This is a genomic window from Nocardiopsis prasina DSM 43845, from assembly GCF_000341265.1.
GTDB classification, from domain to species: Bacteria; Actinomycetota; Actinomycetes; order Streptosporangiales; family Streptosporangiaceae; genus Nocardiopsis; species Nocardiopsis prasina.
In genome coordinates, this window is the sequence record NZ_ANAE01000079.1 from 129733 (window position 1) to 145968 (window position 16236).

Genomic DNA, 16236 nt, shown 5'->3' on the forward strand with positions numbered 1-16236 from the left:
CACAGCGGGGCCCATGGCCGCAGGGACCGCACCGCCCCGGACCGCCGCCGCCCGCCTGGGGGCCGTCGATGCTGCCGCCGAACGGCGCCTGGGGCGCTCCGCCGCCCGTGCCGCCCCGGCGGCCGGACCCGGCGGCCGACGTCACCACGGGGATCTTCCGCTCACACTGGTTGATCATCCCGCTCCAGGTCCTCGGGGTCACCCTCGTCTTCGTGGCGCTGGTCGGGCCGATCCTGAGCCAGTTCGGCCTCGCCTGGGTGATCGTCCTGGCCTTCGCGGTGGTGTTCGGCTCCCTCGCCTACGCGCTGCCCGCGTGGTGGTACGGCTCGTTCGGGCTGCGTGAGGACCACCTGGTGGTGCACAGCGGCCTGTTCCTGCGCAGTTCGCGGGAGATCCCGCTGAGCCGCCTCCAGGCGGTGGACGTGGTGCGCCCGCTGCTGATGCAGGTGTTCGGCCTGGCGGAGCTGCGGGTCGAGCTGGCCGGGGGTGACGGGAGCGCCATCCGGCTGCGCTGCCTGCGGTGGAGGGTGGCCGAGCGGCTGCGGGTGGCGGTGCTGGCGCACGCGGCCGGTCTGCCCGGGCGCGCGCCCGAGGCACCCGAGTGGCCCTTCTACCGGCTTCCCTTCCTGCTGCTCCTGGGCGCACTGACCTTCCGTGTGCCGGTGCTGCTGTCGTTCGTCCTGCTGCTCCTGCTCCTGACCGCGTTCGTGGTGTTCCTCGAACCGGGGGCGCTGGCCGGGGCGGTCCCGCTCGTCCTCGGGCTGCTGCGCTACTACTGGGGACCGCTGGCGCGCTACACGGACTTCTACGCGTCCTCGTCCTCGGACGGGCTGCGGCTGCGCTACGGGATGTTCCAGCGGCGCATGCAGACGGTCCCTCCCGGCCGCGTGCAGGCCGTTCGCGTGGTGGAGCCGCTGCTGTGGCGGGCGCTGGGCGTGGCGAGGGTCGAGGCGACTGTGGCGGGCTACGCGGGCGCGCGCCAGGCCGACTCGACGGCACTGCTGCCGGTGGCGCCGCGGGGGAGGGCCTTCGCCCTGGTGAACGAGGTGTTCCCGGAGAGCGAGGCGGCACTGGTGCCGTTGGTGGACAACCGGGGCCCGCTGCCGCACGCGGTGGGGGTGGACGAACGGTTGTTCGTGAGCGTGCGCGGGTTCCTGTGCCGGGTCACCGAGATCGTGCCGGTGGAGCGGATGCAGGCGCTGCGGCTGTCGGCCGGGCCGATCGCGCAGCTGAGGCGCAGGGTCACCGTCGACGTGGACATCCCTCCGGGGCCGGTCTCGGCGCGTGCGACCGACCGGAATGCGGGGGAGGGACGCCGTTTACTGGACGCCCTGGTGGAGTACGGAAGACGGGCCAGGGTGCCCTCTGCGGGAACGGAACGGTGGGCTACCCGGGCAACCATGCACGGAGACTCGGTAACTAGCCGGAACGAGGGTGAGAAAACGGAGGGTCCGAACGGCGACACCCCCGAGAGCTGAGTGTGGCGTGTGTCACATTGTGGGGCCACAGGGGTTCCGATTCGGCGTTGCATGTCCGACATGTCTTCTCACTCGTGGTGATACTTCCAGGTCAGGACCGGAAAACTCTTTCGTGTTTCGGCCACGGACGGCGACGGCCTATGGCTAAATAGTGGTGAACACGTTGAGTGTTCACTGTCATACACATCGTCAACGTTATCGACCGGTTGGCGCCCCCGCTGACCGGCTGACGGGAGAAAACACATGCTGAAGAAGGCTCTCGCCGCCACGGCCATCGCCGCTGCCGCTGGCAGCGTCCTGTTCGCCGGCACTCCTGCCATGGCCAACAGCAACGTCTTCACCTCCGGCAACGGCGGCATCCTGAGCGGCAACCAGGCCGTTGTGGACGTCGACGCGCCGATCAACGTCTGCGGCAACTCGATCTCCATCCTGGGTGTCTCCGGCGCGAACTGCACCGACTCCGGCGCCAGCGTCAAGAACTGGTAGTAGGAACGACTTCCCGGCCCGCCCGGGCGGGGGTGTCCGGCCGGAGACGTCCCGGCTGATCCGACCCGGTCCAGGGCCAGCGAGCTTTCCGCGCAGGGGCGCCACTCCGTGACGACGGAGTGGCGCCCTTTCGCGTGTCCGGGGTCGGCCGACCCCGGGAGTCGGTCCCCGGCGGTGGTTGCACAGCCGGAACCGGGATTGGTGCCTGGCTGGAACCCCGGAGCCCGGTCACGCTGCGCACACGCCTCCGGGGTCGAAGTCCCCGTCTTTGTCCCGATCGGCACCGGGACGTTCGGTCACCTGGTGTGAACATAGGCCGATGTTCTGTGATCAATGCAGTTCAGGGCATTTTCATGGGGGTCGCGCGTCGATAGCTTCATCTCGACGCCCCCGGGCGCCACCGAAGGGTCACTGCGAGTTCGGTCGGTCCCCCCGTCCGGACACTGAAGGAGACAAGTAGTGCTGAAGAAGACGCTCGCCACCGGTGCCGTGCTCCTCGCCTCCGCCGGAGTCCTCCTTTCCGCCGCCCCCGCCGCGGCGCACGCGGGCCACTGGACCCCGCACCACACCTACGCCAGTGGGAACTTCACCCACATCAAGGACCTGGAGGCCGAGAACGAGGGCTGCGGCAACTCGAACGCCGTCCTCGGCCAGTCGCTGGGCTCCTGCTTCAACTCCGGGGTCATCATCCAGAACTGACGACGAGGGGCGGGTGTCCTCACTCGCCCCTCTCCGTGTCACCCGGCCGCCCCGCCCCCTTCCCCGGGGGCGGGGCGGCTGGTCAGCGGTACGGGCGGGCTATCGTGTGCTCAGAGCACGGTGCGAGGTGAAGCGGACGCACCGGACCACGAGGGGACACGATTCATGGAGACGACCGAAGGGCGTCCCGCCCGCCTGCGAGTCGGCGTCATCGGGGCGGGCCGGGTCGGCTCCGTCCTGGGCGTCGCCCTGTCACGGGCCGGTCACCGGGTCGTGGCCGCCTCGGCGGTCTCCGACGCCTCGCGCACCAGGGTCGAGGAACGGCTCCCCGGCGCCCGCCTCCTCGAACCCGCCGGGGTGGCGGAGGCCAGCGACCTCGTCCTGCTGACCGTCCCCGACGACGCCCTCGCCGACCTCGTCGAGGGCCTGGCCGCGACCGGCACCGACCTGCGCGGCAAGATCCTCGTCCACGCGAGCGGCGCCCACGGGTACGGGATCCTGGCCCCCGCCACCGTCGTCGGCGCGCTGCCCCTGGCCCTGCACCCGGCCATGACCTTCACCGGCCGCGACGAGGACGTCGAGCGGCTCGCCAACTGCGCCTTCGGCGTGACCGCGCCCGAGCAGCTCCGCCCCATCGCCGAGGCCCTCGTGGTCGAGATGGGCGCCGAACCGGTGTGGATCGCCGAGGAAAAGCGCACCCTCTACCATGCGGCCCTCGCGGGCGGGGCGAACCACCTGGTCACCCTCGTCGCCGACAGTGCCTCCCTGCTCACCGCCGCGGGGGTGCCCGAACCCGCGCGCCTGCTCGCCCCCATGCTCAGCGCGGCCCTGGACAACGCCCTGCGCCTGGGCATCCACGGCCTGAGCGGACCGGTCCTGCGCGGCGACGCAGGCACCGTGGCCGGACACGTCGAACAGTTGCGGGAACACGCGCCCGAGAGCGTCGCCAGCTATGTCGAGCTGGCCCGGCTCACCGCGGACCGCGCCATCAACGCCGGGATGCTCAAACCCGAGGACGCCGCCCGTCTGCTGGACGTCCTGCGTCGCTGACCCCGCCGGCACCCCGGAGACCGAGCCCCGGGAGGCCGCCCTCCGACCGCGGGGGCGCGCCCGCCCACGGCGGGGCGCCGCCGCGACCACGACGTCCACCGGCACAAGCACGGGTACCCGGCCACGGCCCGGACTCGACGCGGACCCGGCAGACCACCAAGGAGAACCATGACCGATCCCGCCCGGCCCGACCGCGAAGACGGTCCGCTCGTCGTCCGCACCTCCGAGGAACTGCGCCGCGCCCTGGCCGACGCGGGCCGGGTGGGGCTGGTCCCCACCATGGGCGCGCTCCATGGCGGCCACCGCAGCCTCATGCGGCTGGCCCGCGAACGGGCCGACACCGTCGTGGTCAGCGTCTTCGTCAACCCTCTCCAGTTCGGCCCGGACGAGGACCTGGACCAGTACCCGCGCGACCTGCCCGGCGACACCCGGCTGTGCGGTGAGGAGGGCGTGGACGTGGTCTTCGCCCCCGAGACCGCCACCATGTACCCGCGCCCGCAGATGGTCACCGTGGACGCCGGGGCCATGGGCGAACGCCTTGAGGGCGCCTCACGCCCCGGCCACTTCACCGGCGTCCTCACCGTGGTCACCAAGCTGTTCCAGCTGGTCCGACCGGACCTCGCCGTCTTCGGGGCCAAGGACGCCCAGCAGATCGCCCTTGTCCGGCGCATGGTCGCCGACCTCGACCTCCCGGTGGAGATCGTCGGCGCCCCCACCCTCCGTGAGCCCGACGGCCTGGCCTCCTCCAGCCGCAACGTCTACCTCTCCGAGGCCGACCGCGCGAGCGCCCTCTCCCTGTCCCGGGCCCTGCGCGCGGGCGCCGACGCCGCGTCCGAAGGCGCCGTGGCCGTACGCGCGGCGGCCCGCGCCGTCCTGGACGAGGCCGCCCGGGCCTCCCCGCCGGTCGAACTCGACTACCTCGCGCTGGTCGACCCGGCGACCTTCGCCGACGCGGCCGACGACCACCGGGGCGACGCCGTCCTGGCCGTGGCCGCCAGGGTGGGCCGCACCCGGCTCATCGACAACGTGACAGTGCCCCTCCAGCCGTGACCGCCACGCCCCAGCCGCCGTCCGCCACAGCCCCCAAAAGAGAACCAAGATGACACCTGCCAGACAGACCCGGATCGAGGCCCCGGAACCGGGGTGGACCGTCCACGCCGACGTGGCCGTGGTCGGCTCGGGCATCGCGGGCCTGAGCACCGCCCTGCGCTATGTCCGCCGCACCGGAACGGGCCGGGTTGTCCTGGTCACCAAGGACCGGCTCTCGACGGGCTCCACCGCCTACGCCCAGGGTGGCATCGCCGCGGCCATGGCCCCCGAGGACGGGCCGGTCGCCCACATGGTCGACACCCTCTTGGCCGGGGCCGGGATGTGCGACCCCCACGCGGTGCACGTCCTGGCCACCGAGGGGCCCGACGCGCTGCGCTGGCTCATCTCCCTCGGCGCCGAGTTCGACCGGGACGACGACGGGGAGCTGTCCCTGACCCGCGAGGGCGGACACCGCGCCGACCGGGTCGCCCACGCGGGCGGCGACGCCACCGGAGCCGAGATCCAGCGGGCTCTGGTCCAGGCGGTCCTGTCCGAGGAACGGATCGAGGTCGTCGAACACGCGGTGGCCCTGGACGCCCTGCGCGACCCGGACGGCGGCGCGGTGCTCGGCGCCACCCTGCACGTCATGGGGGAGGGGGAGCGCGACGGCGTCGGCGCCGTCCTGGCCCCCGCCCTGGTGCTGGCCACCGGGGGGATGGGGCAGGTCTTCGCAGCCACCACCAACCCGACCGTGTCCACGGGTGACGGCCTCGCGCTCGCCGCCCGCGCCGGGGCCCGCCTGCGCGACCTGGAGTTCATCCAGTTCCATCCGACCGTGCTCTGGCTCGGCCCGGACGCGCGCGGCCGCCAGCCCCTGGTCTCGGAGGCCCTGCGCGGCGAGGGCGCCTACCTCGTCGACGCCGAGGGCCGCCGGATCATGGAGGGGGTGCACGAGCTCGGTGACCTCGCCCCCCGCGACGTCGTGGCCCGCACCATCGCCCGGACCATGGCCGAACAGGACACCGACCACGTGTTCCTGGAGACCCGGCACTTCGGCCGGGCCACCTGGGAGCGCCGCTTCCCGACCATCCTCGCCTCCTGCCGCTCCCACGGCATCGACCCGCTCACCCAGGTGATCCCGGTGGCTCCGGCGGCGCACTACGCGTCCGGCGGGGTGGAGGTCGACATCGACGGCCGCACCGGGGTCCCCGGGTTGTGGGCGGTGGGCGAGGTGGCCCGCACCGGCGTGCACGGGGCCAACCGCCTGGCATCCAACTCGCTCCTGGAGGGGCTGGTCTACGCCGACCGGATCGCCGACCGCCTGGCCCGGGGCCCGGAGCGGAACCCGGGGACCGCGCGGACCACCGGGGCCACCACACCGCTGGTCGACCCGGCCACCTCCGCCACGGTCCGCGCCCTGATGTCCCGCGACGCCGGGGTCCTGCGCACCGGCCAGGGACTGGCCGCGCTGGTCGACCGGCTCGACTCACTGGCGGCCCCCGCCGCGCACGTCGCCCCGGACGTCGCCGCATGGGAGGCCACCAACCTGCTCACGGTGGCGCGCCTCGTGGCGGCCGCCGCGCTCCACCGCACCGAGAGCCGGGGCGCGCACCAGCGCGCCGACACACCCGAACCCCGACCCGAGCTGCGCGTGCGGCCCGTGGTCGTCCGACTGGAAGGGGACACGATCGTGACCACCGACGAGATCCGGGAGCCCGAGCTGCCGCCCGCCCTCGTGAGCGAGCTCGACGCCATCGCGTTCCCCCTGGCCCAGCCCGACCCCTCGCCGGAGGCGCGCGCCGAGTTCACGCTTCCGTGGACCGCCCCCCACCAGTCCCACGCGGACACCGTCCGCCGCGCCCTCGCGGAGGACCTCACCGCCGGTCCCCGGATCGACGTCACCACCGTGGCCACCATCCCCGTCGACCAGGTCCGCACCGCCCACGTGGTGGCCAGGGCCGACGGCACTGTCAGCGGCCTGCCCCTCGCCGAACTCGTCTTCTGGACCGTGGCCGAGGGCGCCGTCGAGGTCTCCCGGGCGGCGCGGGACGGCGACCCCGTCAAGCGCGGCGACGTCCTCATGACGGTCACCGCCCGCACCCGCGACCTGCTCACGGCCGAACGCACCGCGCTCAACCTGCTCACCCACATGTCCGGGATCGCCACGGCCACCCGCACCTGGGTGGACGCCGTGGCCGGTACCGGAGCGCGGATCCGGGACAGCCGGAAGACCACCCCGGGGCTGCGCGCCCTCGACAAGTACGCGGTCCGCTGCGGCGGCGGGGTCAACCACCGGTACTGCCTGAGCGACGCCGGACTGGTCAAGGACAACCACGTGGTCGCCGCCGGGGGAGTGGCCGAGGCGGTCCGCGCCATCCGCGCGCGCTTCCCGGACCTGCCCCTGGAGGTGGAGGTGGACCGGATCGACCAGATCGAGGACGCGCTGTCCGCCGGGGCCGAGGAGATCCTGCTGGACAACTTCCCCGTGGAGCGGCTGACCGAGGCCGTGGCACTCGTGGACGGCCGCGCCCGCCTGGAGTCCAGCGGTGGACTCACCCTCGACGTGGCCGCCGACGTCGCCCGCACCGGGGTCGACTACCTGGCGGTCGGGGCGCTCACCCACTCCAGCCCGGCACTGGATATCGCGCTCGACCTGTTGTGAGGGAGCCACTTGGTGGAAGATTCCTTGGGTACACACCAATTCGACCAGTGAGGCCCCCAGAATGCTGCTCGCGATCGACGTCGGCAACTCCGAGACGGTCTTCGGTCTCTTCGACTCCGACGACCTTCTCGAACACTGGAGAGTGGGAACCGACACCAGACGCACCGCGGACGAGTGGGCGGTGGTCCTGCGCGGGCTCATCGACGGCAGCTCCCTGAACGACCAGAGCGAGATCGACGGCATCGCGATGTGCTGCTCGGTCCCCTCGGTCCAGCACGAGATGCGGGACATGTTCCGCCGCCACTTCGGCGACCGGCCCGCGGTGATCGTCGAACCGGGGGTGAAGACGGGCGTGCCGATCCGCATGGACAACCCCAAGGAGGTGGGCAGCGACCGGATCATCAACGCGCTGGCCGCGAGCCACCTCTACGGGGGGCCCAGCGTGGTGGTGGACTTCGGGACCGCGACCACCTTCGACGCCGTGAGCTCCAAGGGCGAGTACGTGGGCGGCGCCATCGCCCCGGGCATCGACATCTCGGTGGACGCCCTCTCCCGGCGCGGGGCGCAGCTGCACATGGTCGAGATCGTGAGGCCGCGCTCCGCGATCGCCAAGAACACCACGGAGGCGCTGCGCTCGGGAATCGTGTTCGGGTTCGCCGGGCAGGTCGACGGCATCGTGGACCGCATGGTCGCGGAGCTGACGGACAACCCGGACGACGTGACGGTGGTCGCCACCGGCGGCCTGGCCGGAACGGTGGTCGGCGAGTGCGAGACCGTCGACGTCCACGAACCCTGGCTCACCCTCACCGGGCTGCGCCTGGTCTTCGAGCGCAACGCCGGCTGACCCAGGGGTGGGCGGCCCCGCGCCCACCCGCCCGTCCGCACCCGGGCCCCGCCACCGCGCCCCCGCTCGCTCGGTGCCCTCCGGGGCGCTGGCGCCGGTAGGATCGGGCCCGTGAATGACACGCACGACGACTATGACGACCTGCCCGAACAGATGCGGGTCCGGCGGCAGAAGCTGGACCGTCTCCGGGAGGAGGGCACCGACCCCTTCCCCGTGAACTACCCGCGGACGACGTCGATCGGTCCCGTGCGTGAGAAACACCAGGGCCTGGAGCCCGACACCCACACCGGCGCGAAGGTCGCCATCGCCGGTCGCGTCATGCTCTACCGCTCCGGCGGCAAGCTGTGCTTCGCGACCCTGCGCGACGAGACCGGGGACGTGCAGATCATGCTGTCCCTGGACCAGGTCGGCAAGGAGGGCCTGGACGCCTGGAAGGCCGACGTCGACCTCGGTGACCACGTGGGTGTGGAGGGCGAGGTCATCACCTCCCGCCGCGGCGAGCTCTCCATCCTGGTGAGCGACTGGACGCTGACGGCCAAGTGCCTGCGTCCGCTCCCGGAGAAGCACAAGGGCCTGACCGACCCGGAGGCCCGGGTGCGCCAGCGCTACGTGGACCTCATCGTGAACCCCGAGTCGCAGCAGATGGTGCGCAGCCGTTCGGCCGCCATCCGGGCGATCCGCGAGGGGCTGAGCTCCCGCGACTACATCGAGGTCGAGACCCCGATGCTCATGCGCGTGCACGGCGGCGCCACCGCGCGCCCGTTCGTCACGCACATCAACGCCTACGACATGGATCTCTACCTGCGCATCGCGCCCGAGCTGTCGCTGAAGCGCCTGGTCGTGGGCGGCCTGGAGAAGGTCTTCGAGGTCAACCGGAACTTCCGGAACGAGGGCGCGGACTCCACGCACAACCCCGAGTTCACGATGCTGGAGTTCTACCAGGCCTACGCGGACTACGACGACGTGGCGGAGGTGACCCGCGAGCTCATCCAGGAGGCCGCCCGCGCGGTCTTCGGCTCCACCACGATCGAGCGTGACGGCGAGACCTTCGACCTGGGCGGGGAGTGGCCGCGCGTCACGCTGTACGGCTCGGTCTCGGAGGCCCTGGGTGCCGAGGTCACCCCGAGGACGCCGATCGAGGAGGTCCGTCGCCTGGCCGAGGCCAAGGGCGTCGAGTACAGCCACGAGTGGGGTCAGGGCAAGCTGGTGGAGCACGTCTTCGAGGAGCTGGTGGAGCACACGCTCGTCCAGCCCACGTTCGTGTGCGACTTCCCTCTGGAGACCAGTCCGCTGACCCGTCAGCACCGCGAGGACCCGCTGCTCACCGAGAAGTGGGACCTGATCGGGTTCGGCATGGAGCTCGGCACGGGCTTCTCCGAACTGGTGGACCCGGTCGAACAGCGGCGCCGCCTGACCGAGCAGTCGCTGATGGCCGCCGACGGCGACCCCGAGGCGATGCAGCTCGACGAGGACTTCCTGCGCGCGCTGGAGTACGGCATGCCTCCCACCGGCGGTGTGGGGATCGGTATCGACCGTCTGCTCATGGCCTTCACCGGAAAGAACATCCGGGAGACCGTGCTCTTCCCCATCGTCAAGCCCTCCGGGGACTAGGGCGCGTTCCCCGATCCCGAGGAGGGAAGGGGAAAAAGCAAAACCCTTGTAGCGGGATGACCGAAAAGTGGGAGTCGGGGCCGTCGCACCTCAGGTGCGGCGGCCCCGAGTCGTGGATGCCACCCCCGAGCGCAAATGTGTCCGACGCCACGAGACTCGCCTCACTTTCCGGTCAGACGGAGCAAACCACCCGCCAGAACAGCATGTCCTGTGGGGAAGAGCCCTGTTTTTCCCTTGGAAGTTGAGTTATCGGAGCCCCGACAAAGTTGGAGATTGTTTACGCAGGTCAGGCTGGGGAGGATATTTCCCGACGCGTGAACCTGTGACGCACTGGCTTTGCATCATCACGCATGGTGATTTATTGGGCCTTGACGGTATCATCCGCTCCGCTTAGCGTGCTGAGGGCGGACTTCGGTCCGCGAGTTTGCCGAAGTGATCGAGAACAACGGTGAGCCGGGGCCCGGGTCGAGACACGATCCGGACAACCCGCCGCACACGTATCCACGACGAGGTCTGTCCGTCCCAGACCGCGACGCCCGGGGTCCGTGTGTCTCGTGCTCCCCTCCTGCTCCCACCCCTGTGCCAGGGGGGCTCCGGGGGCGGTCGGGGTGGTCGGGACTCACCCGCGCCGACAGCCAGTCGACGCGCTTGACTCCTCGGTGACGAGTTGATGTTCCGCACTCACATGGATGAGGGAGGACGGAGTGGAACAGGCCACACTCGTACGACGTACCGTTGAGGACCAGAACATCCTCTCGCCACGGGAGCACAGGGAGAACGTCGTTCCCCTGCAGGCCCGGTCGCGCGAGAACGCGTTCAACGGCCCCTACACGCCGGTCGAGCTGAGTCACGAGGAACTCGAACTGCTCGCCGAGATCGCCACCGGTGTCACCACCGAAGTGGCCGCTCGGCACCTCGAGCTCAGCGCCCGGACCCTGCGACGTCGCATTCGCAACATCTGCGACGTGCTGGGCGTGAACACACCCATCGAGGCGGTCGTGTGGGCCGCGAGGCGTCAGCTCATCTGATCTGACGCCACCCGGCGACCGCCGGGAGACACCGCGGGCATACCGGCCCAGCAGGCCCGGCTTTCGACCACCGGATGAGGAGCGTTCCGGTGGGAGGTCGCTTGGGCGTAGTCTGGTCCGGCTATGCCCGTTCGTCATGTCCGGATCCGTCGCGCCAGGACGCGTGACGTGACCCACATCCGCCGCCTCGTCGACACCTACTCCGTCGACCGCCGCGTGCTCTCCAAGAGCACCGTCAACCTCTACGAGGACATCCAGGAGTTCTGGGTGGCCGAGGCGGAGAGCGTTCCCGAGCCGGCGCCCGGCGCACACGCGGAGCCGGAGGGTGAGCTCCGGGTGGTCGGCTGCGGCGCCCTCCACGTGCTCTGGGAGGACCTCGCCGAGGTGCGCACCGTCGCCGTGGACCCCTCCCTGCGCGGTTTCGGCGTCGGACACCGAATCGTGACCGAACTGCTGGACGCGGCCCGCGAGTTGGGCGTACGCCGTGTGTTCTGTCTGACATTCGAGACCGGTTTCTTCGCCAAACACGGCTTTGCCCCGATCCAGGGCACCCCGGTCTCGTTCCGTGTCTACGAGGAACTCCTGCGTTCCTATGACGAGGGCGTGGCGGAATTCCTTGACCTGGAGCGGGTCAAACCCAACACCCTGGGGAACACTCGGATGCTTGTACACCTCGACGGGAGTCCGGCAAGCGTGTCCGGCTAAAGCTTTTGGGTCCCGGATAGGGACGGGCTTCGCCTTCGGAACGGTTCGCCGGATCCCCCGATGGCCCTAGGTCCTTAACCGCACCGGGTGGTATGGGTGTGGAACAAGGCAGGTAATGTGTACCTGCGTCCGTCAGGATCGCCGGTTCCCCGGTGAAGTGACGACGGGACGTTCGGCATCCCGGATTTTTGGGACACCGTCCGCGATCGCCCGACTCCGTGACGGAGGTCTTCCGCGCGGAGGTGGAACAGTCGACCGGACATTGGCCACCATCAGGCTTTGAAGGACCATCTTCGGTACGTCCGGTGTCAAGTCGGGGGCAAACGATGTCTATGATGTCTGGTATGCGTTTGCCCGGCGGTGCCGGAGCGCCATCCCCCACGGCAGGCCCGACACTGAGTCGGGTATTTGCTGCAATAAGTAACAACCAGGAAGGGTAGGCCGCTTCGATGGGTGACTTTTTGTCATCGGTGCTTCCCCCTGGACTGATCGACGTATTGTCCGCGCTCATCCCGCCCGTGGTTGTCGCGACCGTGTTCTGTGCCTTCGTCATCAAGCTGCTGCGTAAGGAGATGGCCCCGCGCAGGATGGACGGAAGCCTGGTCAGCGACGCGGCCAAGGACGAGGAGGCCGCGGTCGACAACGACGCGGCCGGGGTCGACGAGACCAAGGCGACGAACGAGACGCCGATTGCCCAGGATGGGGAACGTACCGAATCCGAGGCCCGTTAGATACTGTGCCTCGCTGAACCCGGTCCCCAGCGCCCACGGCGCCGGGGGTCAGCGTGTGCGGGCCAACTCGCCGGCCCCGCGCTGCTCCGGCGACCCCGAATCTCGTCGCTCCGGGTCCAGGTGATTTCTGGCACGCCGGGAATTGTCTTTCGCGTTCTCGCGAGATAGCTTTATATTCAGGTGTGGAGACACCGCTCTGCTGAAAGGTTTGATTCCATGGCACAGAAGGTCCAGGTTTTCCTGGTCGACGACCTCGACGGCGGCGAGGCCGAGGAGACGGTGACGTTCGGTCTCGATGGATCGACGTACGAAATCGACCTCAGCGCGGGTAATGCCGCCAAGCTCCGTGAGGCTCTTACTCCGTTCATTGAGGCCTCCCGCAAGGCCCCCGCGAAGCAGGCACGCGGTACCGCTCGTCGCGGTACCCGGAATGCTCCCAGCCGTGAGCGCAGCGCCGAGATTCGCGCCTGGGCGAAGGCCGCAGGGAAGCCCGTCAATGAGCGCGGCCGTATCCCCGCGGCCATCGTCGCCGAATACGAGGCCGTCAAGGGTTAGGTTTGCCGCCGCTACGCGGCGGAATAGGGGTGGGTCCTGGTCGACATTTCGCCCCATGCGTCACCGACGCGGTGTCCCGAACCCGTTCGTCCCGAGGTCCGGTTCCCGAGGCCTGTGACACCGGGACGAGAGGGCGCGCCGATGAACGTGAGGCCCTGTGGGCACGGAGCCCTACCCGAGGCCGGGGAGGCTTCGGAATGGACCCGTGGTCCCCGGCGTTCACCGAAGGCGGAGAGCGGCGCGGATGACGTGACACGCGCGGTACCCCCGCCCACGAGGCGGCCCGGTACACCGGCGTGTCGGCGCGAGGTCGCGGTCGCGCACCGCCGACGAGGAGCCCGCGAGCGAGAGAGTCCGGCCACCCGGCCCGCCGCCGGGGTGGCACGCACGCGGGTCGTCCCGGGTCACCAGGGTCACTCCGGGAGATGGTTCGGTCCATTTCCGCTTGAAGAACAACACGGCTTCCGCTTGTTCGCTTAGAGCCGACAATCCGGCTTACGCACGTGCGGCCCGGGCACTCTCGTGATGGATGGGAGTCCCGGGCCGTTCGCCTTCGGCGTACAGGGAAATCTGACGCGCCAATTGGTAGTTGGATGTTGGGTGAACGCCCTATCGTCGGGGAAAGTCTCTGGCACGGACGGCTGCGGTCGGCCGTACGGAGACGTCCACCCTGTCGGCAGCCGCCGGAAGGGTGGGCGGGTGCGACAGTGCTCCCCGGGGCGGTTAATCCCTGTGGGGCCTATATGCGGAAGAGTCGGGTCGGTCATCGCCGTCCCTGCCTGACCGCTCTGTAGAGGAGCGACGAGACATGTTCGAGAGGTTTACCGACCGCGCGCGGCGAGTGGTGGTTCTGGCTCAGGAAGAAGCCAGGATGCTCAACCACAACTACATCGGTACGGAGCACATCCTGCTCGGCCTCATCCACGAGGGTGAGGGTGTCGCCGCCAAGGCTCTCGAGAGCCTTGGTATCAGCCTCGAAGCGGTTCGGCAGCAGGTCGAGGAGATCATCGGTCAGGGCCAGCAGGCGCCGTCGGGACACATTCCCTTCACCCCGCGCGCCAAGAAGGTCCTTGAGCTGTCGCTGCGCGAGGCGCTTCAGCTCGGCCACAACTACATCGGTACCGAGCACATACTGCTGGGCCTGATCCGCGAGGGCGAGGGCGTCGCCGCCCAGGTCCTCGTGAAGCTCGGTGCGGACCTCAACCGTGTCCGCCAGCAGGTCATCCAGCTGCTGCACGGCTACCAGGGCAAGGAGCCGCAGGCCACCGGTGCCTCCTCCGAGTCCACCCCCTCCACCTCGCTGGTGCTGGACCAGTTCGGCCGCAACCTGACGCAGGCCGCGCGTGAGTCCAAGCTCGACCCGGTCATCGGCCGGGACAAGGAAATCGAGCGCGTCATGCAGGTGCTCTCACGGCGCACCAAGAACAACCCGGTGCTCATCGGTGAGCCCGGTGTCGGTAAGACCGCCGTGGTCGAGGGGCTCGCGCAGAAGATCGTCAAGGGTGAGATCCCCGAGACGCTCAAGGACAAGCAGCTGTACACGCTCGACCTGGGCGCCCTGGTCGCGGGCAGCCGCTACCGCGGTGACTTCGAGGAGCGCCTCAAGAAGGTGCTCAAGGAGATCCGCACCCGCGGTGACATCATCCTTTTCATCGACGAGCTGCACACGCTGGTCGGCGCGGGCGCGGCGGAGGGTGCCATAGACGCCGCCTCCATCCTGAAGCCCATGCTGGCCCGGGGTGAGCTCCAGACCATCGGTGCGACCACGCTCGACGAGTACCGCAAGTACCTGGAGAAGGACGCCGCGCTGGAGCGCCGCTTCCAGCCGATCCAGGTGGACGAGCCGACGATCACGCACGCCATCGAGATCCTCAAGGGTCTGCGTGACCGCTACGAGGCCCACCACCGGGTCTCCATCACCGACAGCGCCCTTGTGGCCGCCGCGCAGCTGGCCGACCGCTACATCAGCGACCGGTTCCTGCCGGACAAGGCGATCGACCTCATCGACGAGGCGGGTTCCCGGATGCGCATCCGCCGGATGACCGCTCCGCCGGACCTGCGCGAGTTCGACGAGAAGATCGCCGGCGTGCGCCGCGACAAGGAATCGGCCATCGACGAGCAGGACTTCGAGAAGGCCGCGTCCCTGCGCGACGACGAGAAGCAGCTTCTCAACAAGAAGGCGCAGCGGGAGAAGGAGTGGAAGGCCGGCGACATGGACGTCGTGGCCGAGGTCGACGAGGAGCTCATCGCCGAGGTCCTGGCCGCGTCCACCGGCATCCCCGTCTTCAAGCTGACCGAGGAGGAGAGCTCCCGCCTGCTGCGCATGGAGGACGAGCTGCACCGCCGGGTCATCGGCCAGGAGGACGCCATCAAGGCGCTCTCCCAGGCGATCCGCCGTACCCGCGCCGGTCTGAAGGACCCCAAGCGCCCCGGTGGTTCGTTCATCTTCGCCGGTCCGTCCGGTGTGGGTAAGACCGAGCTGTCCAAGACCCTGGCCGAGTTCCTGTTCGGGGACGAGGACTCGCTGATCCAGCTGGACATGTCCGAGTTCATGGAGAAGCACACGGTCTCGCGGCTGTTCGGTTCCCCGCCCGGCTACGTCGGTTACGAGGAGGGCGGCCAGCTCACCGAGAAGGTGCGCCGCAAGCCGTTCTCCGTGGTCCTGTTCGACGAGATCGAGAAGGCCCACAACGACATCTTCAACTCTCTGCTCCAGGTGCTGGAGGAGGGTCGTCTCACCGACGCCCAGGGTCGCAACGTCGACTTCAAGAACACGGTCATCATCATGACGACCAACCTGGGTACGCGGGACATCTCCAAGGGCCAGGCCATGGGCTTCGCCAAGGAGGACGACGCCAACACCAACTACGAGCGGATGAAGGCGAAGGTCAGCGAGGAGCTCAAGACCAACTTCCGGCCGGAGTTCCTCAACCGTGTGGACGACGTCATCGTCTTCCACCAGCTGACGGAGAAGGAGATCTTCCAGATCGTCGACCTGATGATCACGAGCCTGGACAACCGGCTCAAGGAGAAGGACATGGGCATCGAGCTGCGCCCCAAGGCGAAGCAGATCCTGTCCGAGCGCGGGTTCGACCCGGTCCTGGGCGCGCGGCCGCTGCGTCGCACGATCCAGCGGGAGATCGAGGACCAGCTCTCCGAGAAGATCCTCTTCGGCGACATCAAGGCGGGTCAGATCGTCGTGATCGACGCCGAGGGCGAGGGCACGGACGCGAAGTTCACCTTCAAGGGTGTGCCGAAGCCCGCCGCGGTGCCGGACACCCCCGAGGTGGAGTCCGCCGCCAAGGGCGAGTAGTGGACCCAGCCGGTCCCGTACCGGCGGGGGGCTGGGGGCGGGGGG

General features: G+C 69.7%; 13 protein-coding genes. All 13 read left to right on the forward strand.

The features are described 5' to 3' along the window. Positions 1-68 precede the first annotated feature (68 nt). The 13 genes from D452_RS0104230 to D452_RS0104290 all read left to right on the forward strand — a co-directional run bounded on the left by D452_RS0104230 (position 69) and on the right by D452_RS0104290 (position 16191). Complete coding sequence (locus D452_RS0104230; protein WP_017542906.1) at positions 69-1478, forward strand: PH domain-containing protein; 1410 nt, start codon at positions 69-71, stop codon at positions 1476-1478. Positions 1479-1721: 243 nt separating this feature from the next. Further along, positions 1722-1964, forward strand: coding sequence for a chaplin family protein (locus D452_RS0104235; protein WP_017542907.1), 243 nt, complete (start codon positions 1722-1724; stop codon positions 1962-1964). A gap of 459 nt (positions 1965-2423) precedes the next feature. Continuing rightward, the gene (locus D452_RS0104240) at positions 2424-2663 is read left to right on the forward strand and encodes a hypothetical protein (RefSeq protein ID WP_017542908.1); all 240 of its coding nucleotides are present in this window, start codon (positions 2424-2426) and stop codon (positions 2661-2663) included. 165 nt (positions 2664-2828) lie between these two features. After that, a complete protein-coding gene (locus tag D452_RS0104245) occupies positions 2829-3713 on the forward strand; it encodes a Rossmann-like and DUF2520 domain-containing protein (protein ID WP_017542909.1) in 885 nt (294 codons plus the stop codon). 168 nt (positions 3714-3881) lie between these two features. After that, on the forward strand, positions 3882-4763 hold the full coding sequence (panC, locus tag D452_RS0104250; RefSeq protein ID WP_017542910.1) for a pantoate--beta-alanine ligase: 882 nt from the start codon (positions 3882-3884) through the stop codon (positions 4761-4763). A 49-nt stretch (positions 4764-4812) separates the two neighbouring features. Beyond that, positions 4813-7404, forward strand: a complete 2592-nt coding sequence (locus tag D452_RS0104255) for an L-aspartate oxidase (RefSeq protein ID WP_017542911.1) — start codon at positions 4813-4815, stop codon at positions 7402-7404. 61 nt (positions 7405-7465) lie between these two features. Further along, positions 7466-8248 carry a type III pantothenate kinase gene (locus D452_RS0104260; RefSeq protein WP_017542912.1) on the forward strand — a complete coding sequence of 261 codons (783 nt, stop codon included), beginning with the start codon at positions 7466-7468 and terminating at the stop codon, positions 8246-8248. A 111-nt stretch (positions 8249-8359) separates the two neighbouring features. Then, positions 8360-9859: a bifunctional lysylphosphatidylglycerol synthetase/lysine--tRNA ligase LysX gene (gene lysX / locus D452_RS0104265; RefSeq protein ID WP_017542913.1), complete on the forward strand. Its 1500-nt coding sequence runs from the start codon at positions 8360-8362 to the stop codon at positions 9857-9859. A gap of 704 nt (positions 9860-10563) precedes the next feature. Beyond that, complete coding sequence (locus D452_RS0104270) at positions 10564-10887, forward strand: LuxR C-terminal-related transcriptional regulator (RefSeq protein WP_017542914.1); 324 nt, start codon at positions 10564-10566, stop codon at positions 10885-10887. Positions 10888-11010: 123 nt separating this feature from the next. Then, positions 11011-11592 (forward strand): amino-acid N-acetyltransferase, encoded by a 582-nt coding sequence (locus tag D452_RS0104275; protein ID WP_026128961.1) that lies wholly within the window; start codon positions 11011-11013, stop codon positions 11590-11592. 449 nt (positions 11593-12041) lie between these two features. Continuing rightward, positions 12042-12323, forward strand: coding sequence for a hypothetical protein (locus D452_RS0104280; RefSeq protein ID WP_026128962.1), 282 nt, complete (start codon positions 12042-12044; stop codon positions 12321-12323). Between the two features lie 216 nt (positions 12324-12539). Beyond that, the gene (locus tag D452_RS0104285) at positions 12540-12878 is read left to right on the forward strand and encodes a histone-like nucleoid-structuring protein Lsr2 (RefSeq protein ID WP_017542917.1); all 339 of its coding nucleotides are present in this window, start codon (positions 12540-12542) and stop codon (positions 12876-12878) included. An 808-nt stretch (positions 12879-13686) separates the two neighbouring features. Beyond that, the gene (locus D452_RS0104290) at positions 13687-16191 is read left to right on the forward strand and encodes an ATP-dependent Clp protease ATP-binding subunit (RefSeq protein ID WP_083927449.1); all 2505 of its coding nucleotides are present in this window, start codon (positions 13687-13689) and stop codon (positions 16189-16191) included. Positions 16192-16236: the final 45 nt, after the last annotated feature.

Bases quoted from the DNA above. Each gene is read 5' to 3' on its own strand.
- D452_RS0104230 (WP_017542906.1), top strand. From the start codon at position 69: ATGCTGCCGCCGAACGGCGCCTGGGGCGCTCCGCCGCCCGTGCCGCCC.
- D452_RS0104235 (WP_017542907.1), top strand. From the start codon at position 1,722: ATGCTGAAGAAGGCTCTCGCCGCCACGGCCATCGCCGCTGCCGCTGGC.
- D452_RS0104245 (WP_017542909.1), top strand. From the start codon at position 2,829: ATGGAGACGACCGAAGGGCGTCCCGCCCGCCTGCGAGTCGGCGTCATC.
- panC (WP_017542910.1), top strand. From the start codon at position 3,882: ATGACCGATCCCGCCCGGCCCGACCGCGAAGACGGTCCGCTCGTCGTC.
- D452_RS0104255 (WP_017542911.1), top strand. From the start codon at position 4,813: ATGACACCTGCCAGACAGACCCGGATCGAGGCCCCGGAACCGGGGTGG.
- D452_RS0104260 (WP_017542912.1), top strand. From the start codon at position 7,466: ATGCTGCTCGCGATCGACGTCGGCAACTCCGAGACGGTCTTCGGTCTC.
- D452_RS0104275 (WP_026128961.1), top strand. From the start codon at position 11,011: ATGCCCGTTCGTCATGTCCGGATCCGTCGCGCCAGGACGCGTGACGTG.
- D452_RS0104280 (WP_026128962.1), top strand. From the start codon at position 12,042: ATGGGTGACTTTTTGTCATCGGTGCTTCCCCCTGGACTGATCGACGTA.
- D452_RS0104285 (WP_017542917.1), top strand. From the start codon at position 12,540: ATGGCACAGAAGGTCCAGGTTTTCCTGGTCGACGACCTCGACGGCGGC.
- D452_RS0104290 (WP_083927449.1), top strand. From the start codon at position 13,687: ATGTTCGAGAGGTTTACCGACCGCGCGCGGCGAGTGGTGGTTCTGGCT.